We start from the raw sequence: 24,192 nt of genomic DNA on the forward strand, positions 1-24,192 counted from the left end.
CCCCCCCGGCCCTTCTCCTTAAAACAAGGAGAAGGGAGCTAGCAGAAAACATTATGACTATCAACTCATTATCAGAAAAATAAAAAACTTAAAACGCTAACTCCACCCCTCCCCTGTTTTTCAGGAGAGGGGCCGGAAGTGAGGTAAAACACGCAAAATTATGAATCAATCTCGTCGTCAATTCCTGAATCAACTGGGCCTGACTGCCGCCGGAATGGGGCTGTCATCTATGCTTCCAACAGATTTACTGGCCAATGGATCAGCCCCAAAATTCACTTTTGACATTTCGCTGGCTGAGTTTTCGTATTTCCCGGATATCATGTCGGGCAAGATGACCAATCTGGATTTTCCGGCGAAAGCAAAGAAAGATTTCGGCATCAACGTACTGGAATACGTATCGATGTTTTTCAATAATAAACACACCGATCAGGCGTATCTGAAAGACCTGAAACAGCGCTGCGACGATCTGGGCATGAAAAACAACCTCATCATGGTTGATGGGGCCAACATTGCCGATCTGGATGCCGATAAACGTCAGAAAGCGGTTGAATCGCACTACGCCTGGGTCGATGCCGCTAAATTTCTGGGATGCAGTTCCATCCGGGTCAATCTGGGCGATAGCTCTAAAGCCTTGACCGGTGTACCCGACGACCCAGCCGAAGAAGCCGCTAAAACTGCTGCCGATGGCTACCACAAACTGCTGGAATATGCCGCCAAATCGAACATGAACGTCATCGTCGAAAATCACTTCGGCAACTCAACCGATATCGACTGGCTGGTGGGCGTACTAAAACAGGTAAACATGTCCAACGCAGGATTGCTACCCGATTTTGGCAATTTCTGTCGGCAACGTAGCAAGCCCGAAACCAACGATATCAAAGGGATTATGGCCACAAAATGCATTCAGGAATATGACCGCTACGAAGGGGTGAAGAAAATGATGCCCTACGCCAAAGGCATCAGTGCTAAAACCCACAAATTCGACGCGCAGGGCAACGAAACCGAAACCGATTTCCTGCGCATTTTCAAAATTATTAAAGACGCAGGTTTTAAAGGCTACGTCGGGATTGAATATGAAGGCGGCCTGATGAACATGTACAACCCAACGGGTGGCTACCTCAACGCAACTGATGGCATCCGGGCCACAAAAACGCTTCTGGAGCGCGTACGTACCAAACTAGCTTAATTTTCTAAGCCACGGAGAGGCACTAAGGAGCACAGAGACACACTAAGTTTTATATTTTCTCTGTGTATCTCCGTGCTCCTTAGTGCCTCCGCTCCGGCGGCCCGGTCTGTGGCTTAAACCTACTTTACTTATGGCTCGAAAACTATTGAAAATATTTCTGGGAATTTTGGCGTTTCTGGTCATACTAGTCGGCGGATTTATCGGCTTCGGCATGTACGTAACGCGACAATTACCCTGGCAAAAACCGGTGTTTGATACGCTACGTCCCGCCGATCCGGGTGCGGTTGGAGACAAAGGCGTGTTGATCTTTTCCAAAACCAATGGGTTTCGCCATAAGTCAATTGAACCGGGTCTCGAAGCGCTCAAAAAAGCGGGCAAAGAAAAAGGCTGGGATGTAAGGACGACTGAAAACGGTGCCTTTTTCAATGATGATTACCTGAGCCGTTTCAAAACGATCGTGTTTCTATCGACTACAGGCGATATTCTGACTTCGGAGCAGGAAAAGGCGTTTGAGCGATTTATCGAAAACGGCGGTGGCTACGTAGGAATTCATGCGGCTTCGGATACCGAATACAGTTGGGACTGGTACGACCACATGCTGGGTACGCATTTCCGCGATCATCCGCTCTATCCGGAACATACACCCGAAGCCGAAATCATTACCGACGCCCGAACGCACCCAACAACCCAGCATTTACCCGAACGCTGGCGCAAAAAAGATGAGTGGTATAACTTCAAACAAAGTGTTCGTGGGAAAGACAGAATTCAGGTATTACTCACGCTGAACGAAGACTCGTACAAAGCAACCTTTCCAAAGAAAATGGAAGGCGATCATCCGATTTCATGGATCAATACAATTGGCAAAGGACGCATTTTCTACACCGGCATGGGTCACACTGACGAAACCTTCACGGATAAAAATGCGATGCCACACATTGTAGCCGGAATCGAATGGGCTGGACGATTTTGAGTTAAAAAGTTTAAATAGTCAGCTCGATTCAGGTGTACAAAATGCTACGTCGACTATTTAAACTTGTATTCAAATTCATTGATAGTTGGGTTCCAGACTAATTTGTGTATATCCCAATCGCCACGTGAAGCAGGTTTCTCAAGTTTTTGAGCAATAATAATTTTTTCACCGTCAGTGCGGACGTTTATCATGCCATAAACAGTTACAGCACGCTCTTTGGCTCGGTCGGACCGTTGAGGAGCTACTTCCACAAATTCTTTACTGGAGCGCGCCAATTCTGTCGAAAAAATTAATGAACGATCACCCCGACTGTGTTTACCAATAGTTCCAAGCGTGTCGGGACGAGGATGCACGTGCGGCTCATTGTCACCACTTGAGATGATTGTAGCCAGGGGATTCAGAGCCTGCATAAATTCGCTTGTAAAATCAGCACTGCCATGATGGCATGATTTAGCTACTTCTACTTCAAATACCACTCTTGCCTGTCTGATCGCATTCATGATTGTTTGCTGAATAGTCGGTCTATTTACTGGAGAGGCCATACGAAGTTGCCGCCGAAGTTGGGGTAAATCAGCCTGTGTATAGTGACGCATCAAATAGTCTTCAGCAGGCTCGTTCAAATCTCCCCCTAGTAACATTCGTACTTTACCAATAGTCAGCTTTAAAATAATAGAATGGCCATTTTTGGTTTTTCCTTTGTTGTCTTCGAAAACAGGTAATGCCGCTTTTCCATTAATAGTTTGAGCCACCGGCCCTACCACATCTATACGTAAACCACTCTTATTATAAATAGGTGGACTGCCTAATCTGAGTGCTTCTTTGGGCTTCGTCGTCTTGGAGAGGGTTCTAATATAGTTTCCTACTTTACCAGCCCCAGTTCGTAGCAGGAATGCAGCATTATCATCACAAAGATCAGTAATGTAATCGTCTCCATTATGGCTAATAGGTGTACCCAGTGTGTCAATCGAACTGCCACTAAATTCAACTAAACCATTGTGATATACTTTTTCAATGCTAAACTGCTGTTGGGTATCATTAGCTGGAGTAAAAACAGCATTGAAGCCACCGTAATGGTCTTCATCAGAATGCGAAACAACTACAGTAAATGGAGGAGGTGCCGAACTTGCCCGTTTCAGATTAAAACGCCACTTCAAAAAACGATACATATTATCCCCCGGTCCGGCATCGACCAGAAAATGTTCGTCATCGGGTGTCACGATATGGCACCCATCGCCCTGACCAACGTCTATAAAATTAACCTCCAGAATTCGGTTAGGTTGAATATCCGATAGTTGGATGAAGCCATCAGCCCCTCTGGCGCGTACTCGAACATATTCATTTCCTTTAATGGTTCGTATATCCGGTACTCCGGCGTCCGTAAATTTCAGGGCAACCCTGTCGCCAAATAACAATTGCTTTACCCGTCCGAATTTTTTCTCACCTGTATCTTCATCAGGTTTGAAGTCAAATAAGAAAACAGAAGGATAAACCGCAAAGCCTACCTTATTTTGAATAACAGTAGCATCAAGTGGCATAGTAGTGGCGTATTAAGGATGTATAAACTATTTGTGTTCCGCAAAAAATTTACAGACCAATTTGGAGACCTAAGTAAAAACTGGGTTTGGTAATGAATCGATATTCCAGATTCTGTTTCAACTGGGCCTCATCGCCAATTTTTCCATTCTCCTCCTTTCCATTTAGTAGTGTTTGTTGCCAGTGCCAAATGGCTCCGTAAGTGATAATAATGGGCATTTTCCAACTTAAACGAATTCCCGCTCCTGACAATAATGTAGGCCGGTTCTTGCCTGTTCCTACACCAAGTTGAATTAAAGGATGAGCAAAACCTTCCAGAGCGTTTAGTGTTAGATTAAGCATACCAGCTAAACCAACAGAATAGTCTTCATCCGTTTTACCGATAACCGTTTGTCCACTCACTGTTTTTACGTTGTACGTGGGAAAGGTAAGGTTTGTATAGAAGCCTCCCATTGAAAATTCAGGCACAAATGTTTGTGCTGCCCGAATCCGTATTTTTCCTTCAAACTGCTTATCTGTTTTATCAATAGAAGGCGGAGAACCATTCAGATTTAATTTACGCTCCTGAACCATAACTCGGACATCCCTCATTTTTTCGAGCTGAACATCATATCGGTTTAGAATGAAAGCGTTATCTAATTGATTACCATTAGGTAAGCGTACAGCTTTAGTCATTAAATTGTCGACTTCCTTGCTGATTTTTTTCGCCAGATCAAGCATCTGGTTCCGTTTCTCCTGAAATTCAGCTCTGGCTCGTACAAATCGCTTAAAGACAATTTGTGAGTAGGTGGCAAAATCCTGACATAAGGATTCATCGGTTGCTGTAATCGTTTTTCGCAGCAAATCCTTAGAAATATTATCCGAAATTAGATCATTGAAGGCCAGTAGTAATTTGATATTTCCCTGATTGACTTTATCAAGACTATCAAGTACAATTTTAAAACGATCATTAACTTTCTGAAAATCAACTATATTATCAGGCTGACTCAATTTAAGTAGATAGTCTTTTGTGACTCCTCGGATGGACGCATTAAAATAACGGTCGTCCAGTAACTTAAGATCTTTCAGCACTTTACTGGTGGTATCAATACATTTAACATTGCCTTGCAACGACATGTATTTCCACTCGGCTAACTCTTCAGCCCTCAAACTATTTATTCGCTTTACCCAATTCCAAGACTCTTTTGCGGTAATGGTAAGTGAAGTGGGAGCTTTCTGATTGTTCGCAACTTTAACTGCGAGTGAGTCGAATTGTCCTGACGTATATACGGTTAATGTATTCTGCTCGTTCGCTCTAATCGAAGCGTTAAGTGAAGCCGATGATGCAGGGCTTGTTGCATCAGAAACTTTTGGTATTGGAGCGGCATTAGGCAACGTACCAAGCAAATTGGTTAATGCCAATGCAAACTGGCCGATATTCTGATAACTGGGTTCAGCTAACAACGTATCACTAGTTCTGATAGAATAACGTAGTGGATTGTAAAATCGAATTGCCAACGCTATCTCCTTACTTTTTAAAGGAACGCCAACGGTTACGTTTTTTAAGGTCTTTGATCTGACCGATGACACATCCCGATCAATTGTGTAGTTGAATTTACCATCAGAAAACTCTGGCCAGAGTAGCACAAAGTCATGCACTTTAGGAGCACCCAGCATCTCGTCTGTGTTACTTTGACCATACGCTTTTGCGCAAAAAAGAAGCAGACTTATAAAATAGAGATATCGCGCCATAAATGTTCAGAATATGGCTACCAATCTATGGTAATCAACACGTTAGCGCAAGGGTAATTTCCCCGTATTCTAAATATAATAATGATTACAGATGGGGGATTTTTAGCTATAGAAAGCAATTTCTACTATAAAGTCTTTACTTAAATTATCCTCAATTCTGAAAGTCAATTCCCCTAATTTGTTAGTTATTTATCAACAAAAAAGCGGCCATTAAGCCGCTTTTTTGTTGATAAATAAGCATGCTTTATTTACCGTCGAAGCTTTGGATCATGTTCCGGTACATGGTTTTTGCTTTCCACTGACCACCGGCAATGATACGTCGAACGGTATAAAGCGGCATTTGATCATCGGGTTTGTCGGCCAGCGTAAAGGCAGCCGCGTAGCCGCGTTTCTGCAATTCGGGAAGTGCCTGTTTGTTCCACAAGCCAAACGGATAGGCGAAATATTTCACAGGCTTGCCGGTAATGGCTTCCAGCTTGGCTTTTGGTTCTTCAATCTGAATCCGCCAGTCGTCGCCCTGATATTTCTTCACGTTGTGGTGATCCCAGGTGTGTGCGCCAATCGTATGTCCCCGGTCGGAAAGGTCTTTAATTTGCGCCTTATCCATATACGGCTGCTTACCCCGACGACCAATGGCTACCGTCATGATGAAGAATGAGCCTTTGAAACCATGCTTTTCAAGTTCAGGAGCCGCCACTTCATATTGGTCGAGGTCGCCATCATCGAACGTCAGCATAAACGGTTTCGACGGTAAGGCTGCGCCCGTAGCCAGATACGCATAAAGCTGATCGGGCGAAATGGTGTGATAACCACTATCGGCCAGCATCTGCATCTGCTCTTTGAATGCAGCTACCGGAATAATGTAATCTTTCGCGCTTTTCGAATCGCTCGCCCGCCAGTCGCGAATCTGGTGATAACACAGAATGGGCACCTGCGGACGCGCCAGAATCGTAGCGGCATCGGCAATTTTATCGGCCGGAATACTCGCCGGCTCTGGAGCAGGCGTAGTAGCCTCCGCTTTTGCCTCGCTGGGTTTCCCGGCTGGTTCCGACGTAGCCGTTTTTTCGGTGGCGGCTTCGTTGGTAGAGCCTTTTGATTGACAACTCGTTAAACTATTGGAAAGTACAATAGAGAGAGAAAGCGCTGCGGTGAGCGATAAGATTTGACGCGAAAACATAACTGAATAGATATACTAGTCAAACTTAACTAAAACTATGATGATGTATAGTATGATACGTTGAAAAATATAGTCAAATTTTGGGCCAACTATGTATATTCTTTTTCAATGGTATTATTGGCAGCAGAAGTAACGTAACGGCGATTTAGGTAGCTTTTGCTAATTTTAGCTATTTGCTGAATCACTACATATATGAGCAACTATGAACGTAACGCCAATCGGCTAACTAATGCGCTATTCGTTATTTTAATAGCCTTGTCTGTCGGTGGAGCCATCTGGTTACCCAGTCCAATTCCGATTCATTATAACATGGCTGGTCAGGCTGATCGCTGGGGTAGCCCCGCTACGTTATTGGTTCTCCCTGTTATTGCTTTTTTCACACTGGGAATTCTGTATGCTACCCGAAAAGTTCATCCCGATTTCATGAACTTTCCGGGACCTCGCACACCAGAGAACGTAGCACGCCAACTGCAAAACGCCTATCAAATGATGGCAACGCTACGGGTTTTTATCGTTTGCCTTTTTCTAAGTATACAAGTGCAAACCATCTGGGCCAAACTGCACAATCAAAATCAGCTACTGGGTTGGACAATCCCTATTCTGACCGCTACTCCGCTTCTGTTAGCCGGTTTCTTTATCTGGCGCGCTTACAAACTGATTCCGCGCCCGTAACACCGAGTTTCTTCGTATTTTTGAGCCATGTTTCTACTCGCTCAAAAGCTGCCCTTTGCCAATCTGCTCCCTTCGTTCGAAGGCGATTTATATTTCGATGAATCACCGGAACACACGGCGCAACGTGTGCTTTACGCAACCGATGCATCGGTGTATCAGGAAATGCCTATTGCGGTAGCATTGCCTAAATCCGTCGCCGATATAAAGAAGTTGCTTCGATTTGCGCAGCAACATCAGCTTGGCCTGATTCCCCGCGCAGCCGGAACGTCGTTAGCAGGTCAGGTGGTGGGCAGCGGCATTGTTGTCGATATTTCGAAATACTTCGGCACTATTCTGGAAACTAATGCCGACGAAGGTTGGGTGCGTGTGCAGCCGGGCGTCATCCGCGACGATCTCAACGCCTTCCTGAAACCACACGGGCTACTTTTCGGGCCAGAGACATCCACAGCCAGCCGAGCCATGATCGGCGGTATGATCGGCAACAACTCCTGCGGACTTCATTCCATTGTCTGGGGCACTACCCGCGATCATTTGCTTGAAGTTAAAACCGTTTTGAGCGATGGTGCCGAAGTAACGTTTGGCTCACTTACACAGGAACAGTTTGACGCCAAATGTCGGGGTGAGAACGTAGTGAGTCCACTTGAGCAAAAGCTTTACGTCCAGTTCCGCGACTGGCTTTCGAACGCAGACGTACAGAACCATATTCGCGAAGGTTATCCCAAACCAACCGTCACCCGCCGAAACACTGGCTACGCGCTGGATGCGCTGGTGTCTTTTTTTACAGAGGGCAAGGAGCAGAGGGCAGAGATAGAAAAGGCCATCCATGCCTACTCTGCAATCCACGCTACGCCCCCCGCCCAAAGCCCTGCGCTTTTCAACTTCGCCAATCTGATTGCGGGTTCGGAGGGAACGCTTTGCTTCATTACCGAAGCCAAACTCAACCTGTTACCATTGCCTCCCAAAGAAACGGCGTTGGTATGCGCTCATTTCGATACAATCCGACAATCGTTAGAAGCTAATCTGGTGGCGCTGGACCATCGTTGTTTTGCCTCAGAACTGGTCGACGATTATATTCTGCAACTGACCAAAACCAATATTGAACAGGCAAAAAACCGCACGTTTGTTGAAGGCGACCCAAAAGCGATTTTGATGGTCGAATTCTTCGATGATACGGTAAAAGGCGTTGAACAGAAAGCGCAGCAATTTGTGGAAGCGCTACGTCAGAAAAATCTGGGTTACGCGTATCCAATCCTGTTCGATGAGGAAACCAAAAAGCCCTGGGCGCTACGTAAAGCGGGTCTGAGTATCATGTACAACATTCCCGGCGACGAAAAACCGGCGAACGTAATTGAAGATACAGCCGTCGACGTACACGATTTGCCCGATTATATCGATGAACTCGACCGCATGGCTTGGGAGCAGCACGGTCTTCGTCTGGAATATTCAGCCCATGCCGGTGCAGGCGAAATTCACGTATTGCCACTTATCAACCTTAAATCCTCAGAGGGACGGACTAAATTCCGGACGTTGCTGATGGATACGGCGCAACTGGTCAAAAAATACGGCGGTTCCTTATCAGGCGAGCACGGCGATGGTCGGCTTCGGGGCGAATGCATTGCGTTTATGCTTGGGCCAGAAAATTATCAGTTGTGTAAAGAGGTAAAAGCACTCTGGGACCCACACAATACGTTCAATCCGGGGAAAGTGGTTGATACGCCCCCCATGAACGAGCATTTGCGTTCGGAAGCCGACGTAGTGATTCCACAACCCAAAACCATTTTCGACTTCTCGAAAGACGGCGGTTTGCTCGAACTAGCCGAAAAATGCTCCGGCTCCGGCGACTGTCGGAAAACAGCCATCTCGGGCGGAACGATGTGCCCGAGTTACATGGCTACCCGACGCGAACGCGACACCACACGGGCACGAGCCAACATCCTGCGGCATTTTTACAGCCAGACACAACAACCATCCGAGCATGATTACAATACGGTTAGCGAAGTGCTGGATTTATGCCTATCGTGCAAAGCATGCAAAGCAGAATGTCCGTCGAGTGTCGATATGACGCGCATGAAAGCCGAGTTCGCGCAGCAGAAATATAAAGCCAATGGCATTCCGCTACGTGCCCGACTGGTTGGAAATTTCACCAAACTAATGTCGCTGGCGAGCATTGCACCCTGGGCGTATAATGCCATTTATGAAACTCCGGCGCTACGTCGATTAGCCAATCAAACCGTCGGTTTTCATCCTGAACGTAGTATGCCTGAACTGGCAGGTACTACGCTGCGGAAGTGGGCACGTAGCAGGACGCAAAGGGCAGAAGGCAGAGAGCAGGGGGCCACGAAAACGAACGGTTCATCCCCCATGCCCCAGGCTCAACGCCCTATGCTTTTTTGCGATGAATTCACCAATTATAATGACGTTGAGGTTGGCCAGAAAGCCATTCAACTGATGGAGCGGTTGGGTTATTCTGTCACGATTCCAGAACACGTAGAAAGCGGACGTACTTACCTCTCGAAAGGCTTGGTTGAGGACGCCCGCCAGATCGCCATTCGGAACGTAACGCTACTCAAAGACCTCATTACCGACGCTACGCCCCTGATTGGCCTGGAACCATCGGCCATTCTCACATTCCGAGACGAATATCCGGATTTAGTACCGGCCGAATTGAAAGCTGATGCACTACGTATCGCCCAAAACGTTTTTCTGTTCGAAGAATGGTTTGCCCGCGAAACCGAAGCCGGACGTATCGACTCAGGCAAATTCACAACAGAATCACGGCTGGTGAAAGTACATGGTCATTGCCACCAGAAAGCGTTGTCGTCGATGATTCCAGTAAAAAAATCGCTTTCGCTTCCAGCTAATTATACTGTTCAATTGATTCCGTCGGGATGTTGTGGGATGGCCGGTTCGTTTGGCTACGAAACCGAACATTACGATTTATCGATGCAGATTGGCGAACTGGTCTTGTTTCCGGCCGTTCGTCAGGCGCAGGACGCTATCATTTCAGCCGCCGGAACCAGTTGCCGCCATCAGATTAAAGACGGAACGGGCCGTAAAGCCCAGCACCCGGCTGAAATTCTGTTTGATGCATTGGTGTAACGTAGTAGAATAATGTAACGCGTTACGTAGTAAAAACCTTTTCTCTTCCCAGTAGTTTTCCATAGACCTTAAACACGTACAACGATCATGGAAAACTCACATTCATCAGCCCTTAGCGACGGATCTCAACAAGCGAATTTGGTTTCGAACGAAAACGCGGAAACCAAATTCGGAGCCGATCAGGGCGAAACAAATATGGTTAAGCTAGTCGACGGTAAACTAACCCCCATTGGTCACACCGAAGACGATGTCGTAGACGAACAACTTCGCAATCGCTATAGCTCCGACGAGGAACGTACCGTTCAGGGCGACCCATCGCGCGGAAAAACATACGAAAACTCGGAAGCATCGCTACACGTTGGCGAAGGTGTCGATGAGAATAACGTACCGAATGATCCGATTGCAGTAGCCGATATTACCGGAAATCCAGACGCAGGTTCAACCGTGAATACAGGTCTGATTTCGGAAGACGAGACTGAACAACCAAAAGGTAAATCGACACAAACGAATTCGTTCGGTGGCTGGAATTATATCGGCGGCAATCAGCCGTTGGGCATGTCTAACGATATGATTCCGCCAACGCCGGGTACACCCGATCCAACGCAACCAATTCCGGGTGTTCCTGAAACCCCACCGACACCACCCGTTCCGGGCCCAGAAATCCCGGATTTGCCCGGTACGCCAAAGCCTGCCGTTCCCGAAATTCAAGAGCCTAGCGAACCTGACCGTTCGCACGAGATTAACTCACAACTCGCTACGTTTACTATGTCGGGCCCCGGCGTTATTCCAACCAATGGCCCCAAACCAGATGGTTACGTACCGAACGACGAACACGTTCCTGAAACGCGTTATGAAAGTCTGGATGAGGGCGGAAAAGCAAAACCCGGTTCGCAGGAAGGTATGGAAGACGAACCCGACACTGGCGATTCGGCCCGGCCTTACGACGTAAACGCAAAAGATCAGGCTCAGAATCAGCCCGGTGAACGTCCGGAAGAAGCGCAGGAAGCCGAGAAGCAACCTCGCGAAATGACCGACGAAAGCGGTGTGAAAGCGCAGGATATGATTTCAGGTACTGACCGCTCTGACCAGAAATCGACGGAAGGACTGGACCGAAAATACAACGACCCACAGGCCGCCCGCGAAATGGCCAGCTAGTTTTGAGACGTAACGCGGACAGAATGTCCGCCGTGTAAAAATTCTCTACACGGCGGACATTCTGCCCGCGTTACTTTTTTATACCTTTACTCAAAACATCTAAACTCTCATGAAACGATTTATTCAGCTAGACGTACTGGGCCGTACATTGAAACGGTTATTTCAGATGGAAGTAGCCATATATCTGATAGGCTTAGTAGCCACGGCCTTTACATTTGCATCTCCACCAAAATGGACATCGTTGTTCGATGGCAAGACCATAAAAGGATGGCACAGCTACCATAAAGAAGGTGTTGTTGGCTGGTACGTTGAAGATGGAGCCATTACGCCCGACGGTACGGGGGGCGACCTCGTAACGGATAAAGAATACGAGAACTTTGAACTGGAATTCGACTTTAAGATTCCGAAAGGCAGCAATAGCGGAGTCGTTTACAAAATCATCGACAACCCGGAAATCAAATCGACATATATGTCAGGCCCAGAATATCAGGTGATTGATGACAAAGGCTATCTGGACGGCGAAGGCAAGCCGTATAAATTAAAAGAGACACAAATGTCAGGCGCTAATTACGACATGATTCCGCCATCGGATTTCAATGCCATAAAAGCGCCCGGCGAATGGAATAAAGGACGTATCGTGGTCAATAAAAATCACGTAGAACATTTCCTCAACGGCAAAAAAGTTGTCGATTACCAATACGGTTCCGACAACTGGAAAGCACTGGTAGCCAAGAGCAAATTCGCAAGCTGGCCCTATGCTACACCACACGCCAAAGGCAAAATCGCGTTACAGAATCACAGCCCCAAAGAGCGCGTTTGGTATAAGAATATCCAGATACGAGAATTGTAATTGATTCCGAAAAATCTCACGAAAAGCCGTGGATGAGTTGCTCATCCACGGCTTTTTTTATTTCAGAACAAACCTACTTCAATAATCAAAATATTATATTGATTTATTTATAGACACCAAATCTAAACATAAGCATTCAAGTTATTTTACAAATAATAATTTTAATTTTTTCAATAATGTCAAAATAATATTTTAATAAAAATCAACAACACAGTATATTAGCCTAATAGCGATTCGAAACAGGCCCTATCTATTTTGTGAATTGCCCTTCTTACCTATTCTGGTCGCTTTTAGTGTCTTCATCTACTTGTTTTCTTAACTACTTACTAACAATGAACCATTTTTTTACGCGATGCTGTCTGTTGGCTTGCCTGCTGGTTAGCGTAGCCAGTTTTGCCCAGGACAAAACAATTAAAGGACGTATTACGTCAAAATCCGATGGCTCAGGTTTACCCGGTGCTAACGTACTGATTAAAGGGACCGACCGGGGAAGTACGACCAACGCCAATGGCGAATTCACACTCAGTAGCCCGGCCAATGCGGTTTTAATTTTTTCATTCATTGGTTTTAAATCGACCGAAATACCGCTTGGCTCAAAATCGGTTATTGACGTAGCATTAGAAGAAGATGCATCGAACCTGAGCGAGGTTGTGGTAACGGCGTTGGGAATTACCCGCGAAAAGAAAGCGCTAGGCTATTCCGTACAGGAGGTCAGCGGAAAACAACTCACGCAGGCACGGGAAACCAATCTCGTCAATGCCTTGTCGGGACGTATCGCCGGGGTGCAGGTTACGGGTTCGAATGGGGCACCGGGTGCTTCGTCGCGGATGCTGATTCGGGGTGCCAACTCGATTGGCAGCAACAACCAGCCCTTGTTCGTGATTGACGGTGTACCCATCGACAACAGCAATATCGGCTCGGGTACGGCGGTAGATTATGGTAATGGAGCCGCTTCCATCAACCCCGACGATATTGAGAATGTGAGCGTATTGAAAGGGCCAAGTGCAGCCGCTCTGTATGGTTCGCGGGGTGCCAACGGCGTAGTGCTGATTACGTTGAAAAGTGGAAAAGGATCAAAAGGAATTGGCGTAGCAGTAAACTCGAACACTACGTTCGATTCGCCATTTCGGCAGCCGAAATGGCAAAATGAATATGGTCAGGGCGGTAAAGGTCAGTTCAAATACGTCGATGGTCGGGGAGGTGGTATCAACGATGGCGTCGATGAAAGCTGGGGGCCAAAACTGGACGGTCGGCTAATTGAGCAATTCGATTCGCCCATTGTCAACGGTGTTCGGCAGCCAACGCCCTGGATTGCGCATCCCGACAATGTCGACAAGTTTTACCAGACAGGTCGCACGCTCACCAATAACGTATCGGTAACCGGCGGCAACGAAAAAGGTGATTTCCGGCTATCGTACACCGATTTGAACCAGACCGGTATTCTGCCAAATACCGATTACAAACGGAAAACATTTGCCGTGAACGCAGGCTGGAATCTGACTGATAAACTCAGCATCCGCGCTACGGCAAACTACGTGAAAGACGGTAGCGACAACCGTACCAACTGGGGCCTGTATTTCATCTGGTTTGGTCGGCAGGTCGATATGGAACAATTGAAGAATTACCAGGCTCCCGGCAGCATTTACCAACGTAACTGGAACGATAATTACTGGACAAATCCCTATTACCAGCTCAACGTCAGTGCCCGCGAAAATACCAAAGATCGGTTGTTTGGGAACCTGTCGGCAACGTATCGGTTTACGCCCTGGCTGAGTCTGACCGCTCGTTCGGGTACGGATTTTTATCAGGATCGGCGAAAGACCAAAAACGCAGCCCGTACGTCGAATCTCTTCGATAGCTATAACGAAGATTTAATTTTCGTTCAGGAAACCAATAGCGATTTCCTTCTGAACGCCACGCATAAGTTTGGCGATTTCGACGTAACGGCGAACATTGGCGGCAACTCGCGCATGAACTACACCCAGCGCAATTACACAGGTGCTACCGAACTGGCGATTCCGCGCGTATGGAACATCGGTAACTCGCGCCAGCGGCCCGTAACGGATAATACTGGCTACACGAAAAAAGTCATCAACAGCTTGTATGCTTCGTCGAACATCGGCTACCGGAATTATTTATTCCTCGATTTGACGGTACGTAACGACTGGTCGAGTACGTTGCCGGTCAACAATAATTCGTATTTCTACCCGTCTGCGGCCGTGAGTGCGGTATTGACCGACATGTTCAATATTAATTCGCCAACGTTGTCGTTTGCCAAAGTTCGGGCGGGTGTGGCTCGCGTGGGTAACGATACCGATCCGTATAACCTGCTTCAGACATATTCGTATGCCAACGCCTGGGGTTCACTGCCATCGCTGGCCGAAAGTAACGCCATCCTAAACGCCGATTTAAAACCCGAATTGACTGATTCTTACGAAATAGGTGCCGAAGTAAAACTATGGCACAACCGGCTTGGTCTTGATGTAACGTACTACGGTAAACAGTCGTTCAACCAGATTCTGAGCGTGAACGTATCGAACGCTACGGGTTTTTCATCGAAATGGCTGAATGCAGGACGCATCGAAAACAAAGGAATTGAAATTCAGCTAACAGGTTCACCCATTAAAACGAGTGCTTTTCAGTGGGACGTAGCACTGAACTACGCTCGTAACCAGAACAAAGTAGTTGAACTGGCCGATGGTCTGGACACTTACACACTGGGTACGGTACGTGGCATGACTATCGAAGCACGTAAAGGCCAACCGTACGGTACGTTCTTTGGCCAGGGCTTCATGCGCGCGCCATCCGGCGAAATTGTCTACGACAACAGCGGTTACCCACGTATCGACCCTACGCGCCGGATTTTGGGCAACTTCACCCCGCGCTGGATTGGTGGTTTCCAGAATACGTTCACCTATAAAAATCTGTCGCTGAGTACGTTAATCGACGCAAAAGCAGGTGGAGACATCTTCTCTCAATCCATCAACATCGGTCGGTATACGGGCGTACTGGCCGAAACCACTCTTGGTCGCGAAACGGGCATTGTTGGTCAGGGTGTCGTAAATACCGGAACGGCTGAAAGTCCGGTGTATACGCCCAATACCAAGAATATATCGTCGGAAGAATGGCACCACAAATACTACCTGCTGACCAACAACGAAGAAACCATTTTCGACGGAAGTTATGTGAAACTACGTGAAGTGCGGATGACGTATCGGCTACCGGGCAAAGTGTTCCCACGTCTGCCTTTCCGCGACATCACCATTTCGGCAGTTGGCCGGAACCTGGCTTTGCTCTATAGCAAAATCCCGCACATCGACCCCGAAACCAGCTTCTATAACGATGGCAATTTGCAGGGCATCGAAAACGGACAGATTCCGACAACCCGCTCCATTGGCTTCAATGTCAGCTTTAATCTTTAATCATCTTCGGTAAATCAGTTGCTGGTCACGTTGGGCTGGCGCAGATTACCCCAAACTTCTTCATGCGTCCATAGCTAATCAAACTCGAACTATGAACTCTACTTTTTATTCATTCCGACATAAACTCACACTCGCCTGTTTACTCTACGGCATGACGGCTTGTACGGGTGAGTTTGCTGAAATAAATACCAACCCGAATACGCCCACCACCGCGTCGGCCGATTTATTCATGCCACACGGTATCCAGACCGCCGTTGATGCGTATTGGGGTGGCTCATTGGGTATGGATGTTGGTGCTGGTTTTTCGCAGCATTGGGCACGTATTCAATACACCGACATCGACCAGTATACCGTCACCAACGACGTAGCAAATACCGGCTGGCAGAACTTCTTTATCGAATCCATGGCCGATTATCAGCGGATTCTCAAGATCGGCAAAGAAACGGGTAACGTCAATTATCAGGCGGTAGCGATTATCATGCGGTCGTTTACGTTTTCGGTACTGACGGATATCTACGGCGACATTCCCTACAAACAGGCGATTCAGGGCGTTGAAGGCATATTACAACCGAAATATGACGCACAGAAAGATGTGTATGCGGGTCTGGTAGCCGAACTGAAAGCAGCCGGCGAGATGATCGACGTAGCGGATAAGTCAAAAGCCATTGCGGGCGATATCATGCTCAACAACGACCTCACGAAATGGCGCAAATTTGCTAACTCGCTCAGCCTGCGTATTCTGAACCGGATGCTGGGCAAAGCCGATGCACCAATCGACGTAAAAGCCGAGATCGAACGTATTCTGAAAGATTCCACAAAATATCCCGTTCTGACGGCAAATTCCGACAATATTCAGCTGGTGTATCTATCGGCAGCACCCAGCAACAACCCGATCAACGAAAACCGGAAAACCCGCGACGATCACCGCGTGGGCGCTACGTTGGTTAACAAGCTGAAGGCCCTCAATGATGCCCGATTGCCTATTTACGCCAATTTACCTGCCGATGGCGGTGATTACAAAGGCGTTCCGAACGGACTGGCCGCTTCGGATGCCAATTCGCTGGGCCTATCGAAAACCTCGAAAGTGGGCAACTATTTCGTAGCCGCTACGGCTCCGGGCGTACTGATGAGTTATGCCGAATTGCTGTTTATCAAGGCTGAATTTGCGTATAAAGGCATCACCTCGGCTGGCGACGTAGCAACAAACTACAGCGACGCCATCAAAGCTTCTCATACGCAATATGGTTTAACGGCAACTCCGGCTTACCTGACGACCAATGCCCTGAAAACTGGGGTGGATGGTTATACGCAGATCATGGAACAGAAGTGGATCGCTTTGTTTGGTCAGGGTGTTGAAGCCTGGACCGAGTTCCGCCGAACACGTATTCCGGCGCTGGTTCCTTCGGTGATTAACACGAATGGCGGTATTCTGCCAACCCGCCTACCCTACCCCGGCTCTGAAGAATCGCTGAACTATGCCAATTTCAACGAAGCACTTACGCGGCAAGGCGGCAAAAACGATATGAAACTTAAACTCTGGTTCGCAAAATAGTCTTGTGGTGTAACGCGGACATTCTATCCGCCGTATGAAAACTGATTGTGTATACACGGCGGACATTCTGTCCGCGTTACGTTCATCACGATACGTGTAATTATGAAAAAAATAGTCTCTGCTACGTTCGTTGCCTGTCTGGCCGGAAGTGTTCTTACCGCCACGGCGCAGAACGATAAAGCGCTGCTTAAAAAAGCGCATAAAATTCACGACAAAGCCTTTACGCTCGATACGCACGCCGATACGCCCATGCTGTTGTCGCGGGGTGGTTTCGACGTAACGAAAGAAAACGACCCACGCACTAGCAACAGCAAAGTCGATTTTCCTCGTATGCGCAAAGGCGGGCTGGATGCTATTTTCTGGGCGGTCTATCTGGGTCAGGGGCCACGCACGGCCGAAGGGCACGAAACGGCGAAGAAAAAGGCAATGGCCATTTTCGACGCGATTGACGCTACGCTCAAAAAGACAGCTTCGGAAGCGGCACTGGCAACTACGCCCGACGAAGCGTATAAAATCAACAAGTCGGGCAAGCGGGTCATTTTTCTGGGTGTCGAAAATGGCTATCCTATGGGCCACGACATCAGCCTGTTGAAGCAATTTTACGAGAAAGGTGCCCGTTACATGACCCTTTGCCATTCGAGCAACAACGACATCTGCGATTCATCGACCGATCCGAAAGGAGCTGAATATCAAGGATTGAGTCCGCTGGGTGAACAGGTCGTTGCCGAGATGAATCGGCTGGGTATGATGATCGACGTATCGCACGTATCGGATTCAACATTTTATGACGTAGTACGTTTGTCGAAAGTGCCCATTATTGCCTCACATTCGGGTGCCAAAGCCATCTGCGACCATCCCCGCAACCTGACCGACGATATGCTGAAAGCATTAGCCAAAAACGGCGGTGTCATTCAGCTAAACCTGCTCAGCGATTACGTTAAAACGATTCCAGCCAGTCCCGAACGCGAAGCGGCCCAGAAAGCGATGATGGAGAAATGGGGGGTTAAAGATCGCCGGGGCATGATGGCCGCTATGAGTAAACTCTCGGAAGATGATCAGAAAAAGCTCCGCGACGAATTCATGGACATCAACAAAAAGTACCCCGTTCAACTGGCTACGGTGAAAGATGCCGTCGATCACATCGACCACATTGTGAAGTTGATTGGCATCGACCACGTCGGTATGGGTGCCGATTTCGACGGCGGTGGTGCGCTGGCCGATTGCTTCGATGTGAGCCAGTATGAGAATTTCACGGTCGAGTTTCTTCGCCGGGGCTATTCAAAAAAAGATATCGAGAAAATATGGGGCGGTAACTTCTTCCGAGTCATGAAAGCCGTCGACAAAGGTAAAACAGGCGAAATCGCCAGCAAATGATTTGTCAAATTCCTGTAACCGCCTGTCAGTATACACCGACAGGCGGTTTTCTTTATATAGAGATATATTACCTCTTTTTTTACAGAACAGTATGATCAATAATTTACCGGACTCTCCGGCCTACCCAACCGTACCAAAACGCTTATCCAAAATCAGTCAGAAAGCATTACAGGCAACAAGCACCCTGTTGGTCAGTACGGTCTGGATTAGTGCCGGTTTGTTTGGGCTGTATATTCTGGCGTTCTACGCAGCTGCTGTTTACGAAGGTAATATGGTGCGCTGGAATCAGGTTTTACCTCGACTGTATGAGCAAAGCACTACGTCGGCAACAACGGGTATCGGGCTGCATTTCGCAGCAGGGGGCATTATCCTGATTCTGGGTAGTATTCAGTTGATCGAATCCGTTAGAATTCGCTTTGCGGCTCTGCACCGCTGGATTGGCCGCGTCTACGTGTCAGCGTGTCTACTAGCGGCTATCGGCGGTCTGGCCTTTATCGCGCTAAAAGGAACAATTGGCGGCCGGGTCATGGATATTGGGTTTGGCCTATACGGTATTCTGATGTTTGTAGCCGCCATTCAAACCTATCGTTTCGCCGTAGCTGGAAAGATGGACCAGCATCGTTTGTGGGCGTTGCGGTTGTATGCACTGGCTATCGGCTCCTGGCTCTATCGAATGGATTACGGTTTCTGGATTCTTTTAACCGACGGCCTCGGTCATACCCGTTCGTTTAATGGCCCTTTTGACCAGGTGATGGCCTTTTTCTTTTATATTCCTAATCTGTTGGTTGTTGAAGCCCTCGCCCGTACAGACCGCGCGCGCGTTTCTCCTATCTTCTCCCTATCGGCATCGCTCCTTCTGCTGTTTGCTACCGCTTTCCTGTTGATAGGCACCTATTATTTTACCTTATATTATTGGGGTCCAGCCATTGTAAACTGGGTATCCGGAACGTAGCGGCAAAAAAAATCCCGGCAGAATACTTGCCGGGATTTTATATGACCAACCTATTATAAAACGCTACGTTATTTAGCCAGAACCGTCAATCCCAAATCCCACGTATTGGTTCGAAAAGGGATAACGGGCAAGCCTTCTTTACTGAATAAATTCGGTTCGGGTGCGTCGCGAAAGGCAAAGCGAACAGCTATCGGCTTGCTGATCCGCTCCGACCAAACCTCAACCATATTACCGTTGATACGTGCCTGCGCTTTCTCGAAACGCTGATTTGCGCCGGCAATCTCAAATTCAGTTAACTCGTTTCCCTTCATGACCAAACCGTTTGGTGCATGGTCGAACGTAACGCGAATCGTGTTTCCAATTACCTGCATCGACTGATATTGTGGACTTTTATACAATCCAATGCTACGTCCGTAATGCTCCGATAACGCCCAATTCGCCAGCCGATTTCCTACTTCTTTTTTATAAGCGGGATGAATATCGTCCAGATTATCAACCAAATCAGTTGTGACTACCATACCCGATTTCGGAATATCCATCGCCTTTGTCTGGTTTTCCCGCAGAAGCGCCGTTTCGTACTTGCCACCGTATTGATACGGAGCCAGTTGGACGTAGTAAAACGGAAAATCCTGCTGCCAGAGTCCGCGCCAGCTTTCAACCAGCAGATGCATCAGTTGATAATAGGCTGGTGGATAATGTCGATTCGATTCTCCCTGATACCAGATCACTCCCGCAATGGCGAAGGACGTAACAGGCGATACCATCCCGTTGAACAACCAGCCCGATTTTGCCGGTGCCCACTGCGTTTTAATCATAGTCTGCGCCGAATGCCGTAGTTCAGGATAAAGCATCACCAGTGATTCAGGCATCCAGCTTTCTATTTTCGATCCGCCCCACGACATATCTATCAGGCCAATCGGCACCTGAAGCGTTGCATGTACGTTCTTCCCGAAAAAATAACCGACCGAGCTAAACGGCTTCATGCTCACCGAATCGCACACGCGCCAGCTTCCGGGCACATCGTTCTGCGGGTCTTTGGCCGAACGTTTATCCATTTTAAACAGACGAATGTTCGAATTAAATGCCTGCGACAACTCTGCCCGAGCGTCTTTGACACCGCCAGCCGCGTTCAGGCCCATATTGGATTGCCCCGAGCAAAGCCAGACTTCGCCAATCAGAATATTGTTGAGCAGCAACGTATTACTGCCTTTAATACTGATAGTGTAAGGCCCGCCCGCTTTGGGCGTTCGTAGCTGGATTTTCCACGTAGCATCTTCGGCGCACGTAACGCTGATGGGTGTAGCGTTCCAACTGGCAGTGATCGTTATTTTTTCGGTCGGGTTGGCCCAGCCCCAGAGTGCTACGTCGGTTTCCTTCTGCAATACCATATCCGACGCCAGAATCGACGGCAATACGACTTCAGCGCGAGACGTAACACTCCAGAGCAGCCAAACCAACAACAGGTATTTCATCAGGCTTCGCGCATACCGAGTTTGGTTAATAACTGCGAAGCATCGCTCCAGGCCACTTCGTGCGGCAGTTTGTTGGTCTTCGCGGCAATCGACGCAACGGCTCCGGCGGCTTCGCCCATCGCTACGGAATTGCCCGTAACGCGGTAACTGGCATGTGCCACAAAATCGCCACTGATACACCGACCGGCCATCATCAATCCGTCCACATCGCGGGCAATCAGGGCACGTAGCGGAATATCGTACGGAATCATTTTAATACCACCCCGACCAATGGTTTCTACTTCGTTCGCTTTCCGGTCAGTCGCGTGAATATCGACGCCAAACGTCGGACGTACTACGGCATCATCGTGATGAATACCCGCCACCAAATCTTCTTTTTTCACGACGTAACGACCCGCTATCCGACGGCCATCGCGAATACCAATTTGTTCGGGCGTCGCTACAATCTGCATACCTTCCCACGGACCGCCCAGTTTGTTGAGCCCACGCACAATGCTATAGACTTCGGCACGCGCCCGAACGGTGGCTTCGGTCAATTCATCAGCGTCGAACGCTTTGATGTTGTATTCATGATTGACCATGATCATCACCAGATTATCCCGAATCAGGAAAAGCGTTGGCATACCGTAGGAGGGCGTAATACCAGCTCGCGCGATTTCTTTTTTGAACGCTTCTACTGCCGGTACGTGCCAGTTTTTCCGATCACCTTCGTTCGTGTAAAACGAAATATATTGCTTCAACGCTGCCGGATCTTTCACCACGGCCAACGTATTGAGTGTCAACGGCTGGCAGGGGCACGTATCACCACCTTTGCCGATTTCCCAGGCATTACCGGCCTGTGCGCCCAGATCGCCATCGCCCGTAGCGTCGATGAATACTTTGGCTTTCCAGGCTTCGCGGCCCGACTTGGAATCGGTCACAACCGTAGTCAGTTGTTTTTTGTCCTTATAAGCCGCCGATACGCGGGTGTGCAGACGGAATTTCACCCCCGCTTCGGCGCACATTTCTTCCAGCAACAGCTTCATTTCGTCGGGATGGTAGACAAACTGGTCAGCAATTTGATTACGTCGCGCACCTCGTTCGTCGAGTTTGGCTTTGATCTCTTTGGTCAGGCCGGGCTTGTTGAAATCGAAAATATACGTCAGCAAACCAGCCGTCCAGACGCCCCCCAGACAACCGTGAATTTCAAGCAATTGCGTTTTTGCTCCTGCACGAGCCGCCGTGATAGCCGCCGACACCCCTGCTGGACCAGCTCCACAAACCACTACGTCGTATTCGCCTTTTATGGGTACGTTACGTGCCGGTTCTTTAAACTCGTCGGACGCCTTCGATGCCGCTTCGGCATCTGACGACAATGTTGGTAACGTAGCAGCACCTGCGCCAGCAAGGGCCGAGTGAATGAATTTCCGGCGGTTCAGGCTGAACATGGCCGATAGTTTATCTTGATTTTCGTTCATTGCTTTAATGATTAAATGTGATGGATAACTCCACGGCAGCGGCCGACCGTCCTAAATCCCGTAGGGCTAATCTTATTGGGTTTTGATCTTACCACCCCGTCGGGTGGGGTCTTTTTAATACCCCGGATTTTGATCTTTCACCGCGTCAATAGCCGTGTTGTAGCCTAATTCTGAAACGGGAAGCGGCCAGAGAAAGGCTTTATCGGCAATGGTGACGTTTTTTACGGCCTTGATAATGTCTTTAGCCTTGCCCGTCCGCTTCAGTTCGAGCCAGCGTTTGCCTTCGTACTGGAATTCATAACCACGCTCTTTAATAACCAGATCCACGAACGTAGTAGCGTTGTAATCAGCTAGTTTGACATCTATATCCGACGTAGCAGTCGGGTTCTTTCCATACGCCCGGCGACGGACCTGATTCAGTGCCTCAACAGCTTCGGCAGTTGGTCCGTTAGCAGCTCGGCTGGCGGCTTCGGCATACAACAACAATACATCAGAGTAGCGATACCAGGGCGCGTCGTTTGCCGAACCGGAGCCAATAGCCTCAGGATCAATAAATTTCTTATTTAGCAATGACGTAGCACCAATACCGATATTCCAGTTATACCAGAGTCCTTTGCGAAGATCTTTGTCGTCCCAGTTTTTGTAGACGAGGTTGTTCGAATCGCTGTGATGCCCATAAACGCCCCCGCCCCCATGAAATTTCGTACCGGGATGATTGGTCAGCCACGGCCACAAATTGCCCTGATTCGCCTGACGCGAAAATTTCAGGTAAAAAACCTCCTCGGACGTAGTAATTACGGCTGGCCCAAAGATTTTTTGGAAATCATCAGTTGTGGCGACGGGTACCAGCGAGAACTTTTTCGATTTGATCACCTCGTCCGATTTGTCGCGGGCTTCGGCGTATTTTCCCAGTTGCAAATACACATCGGCCAGCACCGTCTTGGCTGCCCATTTGGTAGGATGTCCCGATTGAGCAACCTGTTCGGGCAGGTTGGTTTCCGCTTCTTTCAGATCAGCCTGAATCAGGTTGTAGACCTCATCCACAGAGTTACGTTTGGCCCCGATTTCGGTCATGTTAGCTTCGGTACGTAGCGGTACGGCGGCCCAGTTTCTGACCAGATGGAAATAGCTGAACGCCCGCAGAAATTTGGCTTCCGCTACGTATTTTTTCACGTCGGCCTGACTGATCATCGTACCATTTGGGGCATTTTTGATTACCAGATTGGCGTTTCGAATACTGAGGTAAAACGCTTCCCACGTACCCGACGTACGACTGATATTGACGTTATCCAGTCCGGCAAAATTGTTCAGCACGCCATAGCTTCCCCGACCATAAGCGTAGTCGATATGCGCTTCCATCACGGCGATATATACGCCCATACCGCTGGTATTGCTGCTACGTAGTGGCGAATAAATGGCGTTCACCGCCGATTCAACCTCTGCCGCTGTATTGTAAAACGTCTCAACAGCCAGCGATTTGGTTTCTTCCTCCAGCACATCCTCACAGGACGTCAGGGCAAGAATTGAGAGTAAGAATATGAGTTTTTTCATGGTTCAATGTCGAATGAGTGAATGATAGAATGGTAGAGT

General features: G+C 48.2%; 16 protein-coding genes. 10 read left to right on the top strand and 6 right to left on the bottom strand.

The features are described from left to right. Nucleotides 1-160: 160 nt before the first annotated feature. Both ACYVD4_RS00350 and ACYVD4_RS00355 read left to right on the top strand, forming a co-directional pair. Nucleotides 161-1,186 carry a sugar phosphate isomerase/epimerase family protein gene (locus tag ACYVD4_RS00350; RefSeq protein WP_460941613.1) on the top strand — a complete coding sequence of 342 codons (1,026 nt, stop codon included), beginning with the start codon at nucleotides 161-163 and terminating at the stop codon, nucleotides 1,184-1,186. A gap of 130 nt (nucleotides 1,187-1,316) precedes the next feature. Continuing rightward, complete coding sequence (locus tag ACYVD4_RS00355; RefSeq protein WP_460941615.1) at nucleotides 1,317-2,156, top strand: ThuA domain-containing protein; 840 nt, start codon at nucleotides 1,317-1,319, stop codon at nucleotides 2,154-2,156. 53 nt (nucleotides 2,157-2,209) lie between these two features. Here the strand turns inward: ACYVD4_RS00355 and ACYVD4_RS00360 are convergent, their stop codons facing one another. The 3 genes from ACYVD4_RS00360 to ACYVD4_RS00370 all read right to left on the bottom strand — a co-directional run bounded on the left by ACYVD4_RS00360 (nucleotide 2,210) and on the right by ACYVD4_RS00370 (nucleotide 6,597). Beyond that, complete coding sequence (locus ACYVD4_RS00360) at nucleotides 2,210-3,691, bottom strand: ComEC/Rec2 family competence protein (RefSeq protein ID WP_460941617.1); 1,482 nt, start codon at nucleotides 3,689-3,691, stop codon at nucleotides 2,210-2,212. A gap of 49 nt (nucleotides 3,692-3,740) precedes the next feature. Continuing rightward, on the bottom strand, nucleotides 3,741-5,420 hold the full coding sequence (locus ACYVD4_RS00365) for a hypothetical protein (RefSeq protein ID WP_460941619.1): 1,680 nt from the start codon (nucleotides 5,418-5,420) through the stop codon (nucleotides 3,741-3,743). A gap of 244 nt (nucleotides 5,421-5,664) precedes the next feature. After that, nucleotides 5,665-6,597, bottom strand: a complete 933-nt coding sequence (locus ACYVD4_RS00370) for a polysaccharide deacetylase family protein (RefSeq protein ID WP_460941621.1) — start codon at nucleotides 6,595-6,597, stop codon at nucleotides 5,665-5,667. 192 nt (nucleotides 6,598-6,789) lie between these two features. Here ACYVD4_RS00370 and ACYVD4_RS00375 point away from each other — a divergent pair, with 192 nt between their 5' ends. The 8 genes from ACYVD4_RS00375 to ACYVD4_RS00410 all read left to right on the top strand — a co-directional run bounded on the left by ACYVD4_RS00375 (nucleotide 6,790) and on the right by ACYVD4_RS00410 (nucleotide 19,673). After that, nucleotides 6,790-7,269 (top strand): DUF1648 domain-containing protein, encoded by a 480-nt coding sequence (locus ACYVD4_RS00375; RefSeq protein ID WP_460941623.1) that lies wholly within the window; start codon nucleotides 6,790-6,792, stop codon nucleotides 7,267-7,269. Nucleotides 7,270-7,296: 27 nt separating this feature from the next. Beyond that, nucleotides 7,297-10,368, top strand: a complete 3,072-nt coding sequence (locus ACYVD4_RS00380) for an FAD-binding and (Fe-S)-binding domain-containing protein (protein ID WP_460941625.1) — start codon at nucleotides 7,297-7,299, stop codon at nucleotides 10,366-10,368. Nucleotides 10,369-10,455: 87 nt separating this feature from the next. Further along, nucleotides 10,456-11,523: a hypothetical protein gene (locus ACYVD4_RS00385; RefSeq protein WP_460941627.1), complete on the top strand. Its 1,068-nt coding sequence runs from the start codon at nucleotides 10,456-10,458 to the stop codon at nucleotides 11,521-11,523. A 166-nt stretch (nucleotides 11,524-11,689) separates the two neighbouring features. Next, entirely contained in the window at nucleotides 11,690-12,373 is a 684-nt protein-coding gene (locus ACYVD4_RS00390) for a 3-keto-disaccharide hydrolase (protein ID WP_460942956.1), read from the top strand. A 332-nt stretch (nucleotides 12,374-12,705) separates the two neighbouring features. Continuing rightward, complete coding sequence (locus ACYVD4_RS00395; protein ID WP_460941629.1) at nucleotides 12,706-15,795, top strand: SusC/RagA family TonB-linked outer membrane protein; 3,090 nt, start codon at nucleotides 12,706-12,708, stop codon at nucleotides 15,793-15,795. Nucleotides 15,796-15,886: 91 nt separating this feature from the next. Then, on the top strand, nucleotides 15,887-17,347 hold the full coding sequence (locus ACYVD4_RS00400) for a SusD/RagB family nutrient-binding outer membrane lipoprotein (RefSeq protein WP_460941631.1): 1,461 nt from the start codon (nucleotides 15,887-15,889) through the stop codon (nucleotides 17,345-17,347). Nucleotides 17,348-17,449: 102 nt separating this feature from the next. Beyond that, nucleotides 17,450-18,721, top strand: a complete 1,272-nt coding sequence (locus tag ACYVD4_RS00405; RefSeq protein ID WP_460941632.1) for a dipeptidase — start codon at nucleotides 17,450-17,452, stop codon at nucleotides 18,719-18,721. A 91-nt stretch (nucleotides 18,722-18,812) separates the two neighbouring features. Further along, nucleotides 18,813-19,673, top strand: coding sequence for a DUF2306 domain-containing protein (locus ACYVD4_RS00410; protein WP_460941633.1), 861 nt, complete (start codon nucleotides 18,813-18,815; stop codon nucleotides 19,671-19,673). Nucleotides 19,674-19,741: 68 nt separating this feature from the next. Here the strand turns inward: ACYVD4_RS00410 and ACYVD4_RS00415 are convergent, their stop codons facing one another. The 3 genes from ACYVD4_RS00415 to ACYVD4_RS00425 form a co-directional block, all read right to left on the bottom strand. Further along, a complete protein-coding gene (locus tag ACYVD4_RS00415) occupies nucleotides 19,742-21,145 on the bottom strand; it encodes a sialate O-acetylesterase (RefSeq protein WP_460941634.1) in 1,404 nt (467 codons plus the stop codon). Then, nucleotides 21,145-22,602: an FAD-dependent oxidoreductase gene (locus tag ACYVD4_RS00420; RefSeq protein WP_460941635.1), complete on the bottom strand. Its 1,458-nt coding sequence runs from the start codon at nucleotides 22,600-22,602 to the stop codon at nucleotides 21,145-21,147. Before ACYVD4_RS00420 ends, ACYVD4_RS00415 begins: the two co-directional genes overlap by 1 nt. A 114-nt stretch (nucleotides 22,603-22,716) precedes the next feature. Further along, nucleotides 22,717-24,153 carry a RagB/SusD family nutrient uptake outer membrane protein gene (locus ACYVD4_RS00425; RefSeq protein WP_460941636.1) on the bottom strand — a complete coding sequence of 479 codons (1,437 nt, stop codon included), beginning with the start codon at nucleotides 24,151-24,153 and terminating at the stop codon, nucleotides 22,717-22,719. Between the last annotated feature and the right edge of the window lie 39 nt (nucleotides 24,154-24,192).

This window comes from Spirosoma daeguense (genome assembly GCF_054776875.1).

Coding starts and splice junctions, on each gene's coding strand:
- ACYVD4_RS00410 (WP_460941633.1), top strand. CDS start 18,813: ATGATCAATAATTTACCGGACTCTCCGGCCTACCCAACCGTACCAAAA.
- ACYVD4_RS00405 (WP_460941632.1), top strand. CDS start 17,450: ATGAAAAAAATAGTCTCTGCTACGTTCGTTGCCTGTCTGGCCGGAAGT.
- ACYVD4_RS00400 (WP_460941631.1), top strand. CDS start 15,887: ATGAACTCTACTTTTTATTCATTCCGACATAAACTCACACTCGCCTGT.
- ACYVD4_RS00385 (WP_460941627.1), top strand. CDS start 10,456: ATGGAAAACTCACATTCATCAGCCCTTAGCGACGGATCTCAACAAGCG.
- ACYVD4_RS00420 (WP_460941635.1), bottom strand. CDS start 22,602: ATGAACGAAAATCAAGATAAACTATCGGCCATGTTCAGCCTGAACCGC.
- ACYVD4_RS00360 (WP_460941617.1), bottom strand. CDS start 3,691: ATGCCACTTGATGCTACTGTTATTCAAAATAAGGTAGGCTTTGCGGTT.
- ACYVD4_RS00390 (WP_460942956.1), top strand. CDS start 11,690: ATGGAAGTAGCCATATATCTGATAGGCTTAGTAGCCACGGCCTTTACA.
- ACYVD4_RS00350 (WP_460941613.1), top strand. CDS start 161: ATGAATCAATCTCGTCGTCAATTCCTGAATCAACTGGGCCTGACTGCC.
- ACYVD4_RS00395 (WP_460941629.1), top strand. CDS start 12,706: ATGAACCATTTTTTTACGCGATGCTGTCTGTTGGCTTGCCTGCTGGTT.
- ACYVD4_RS00370 (WP_460941621.1), bottom strand. CDS start 6,597: ATGTTTTCGCGTCAAATCTTATCGCTCACCGCAGCGCTTTCTCTCTCT.
- ACYVD4_RS00415 (WP_460941634.1), bottom strand. CDS start 21,145: ATGAAATACCTGTTGTTGGTTTGGCTGCTCTGGAGTGTTACGTCTCGC.
- ACYVD4_RS00355 (WP_460941615.1), top strand. CDS start 1,317: ATGGCTCGAAAACTATTGAAAATATTTCTGGGAATTTTGGCGTTTCTG.
- ACYVD4_RS00365 (WP_460941619.1), bottom strand. CDS start 5,420: ATGGCGCGATATCTCTATTTTATAAGTCTGCTTCTTTTTTGCGCAAAA.
- ACYVD4_RS00425 (WP_460941636.1), bottom strand. CDS start 24,153: ATGAAAAAACTCATATTCTTACTCTCAATTCTTGCCCTGACGTCCTGT.
- ACYVD4_RS00380 (WP_460941625.1), top strand. CDS start 7,297: ATGTTTCTACTCGCTCAAAAGCTGCCCTTTGCCAATCTGCTCCCTTCG.
- ACYVD4_RS00375 (WP_460941623.1), top strand. CDS start 6,790: ATGAGCAACTATGAACGTAACGCCAATCGGCTAACTAATGCGCTATTC.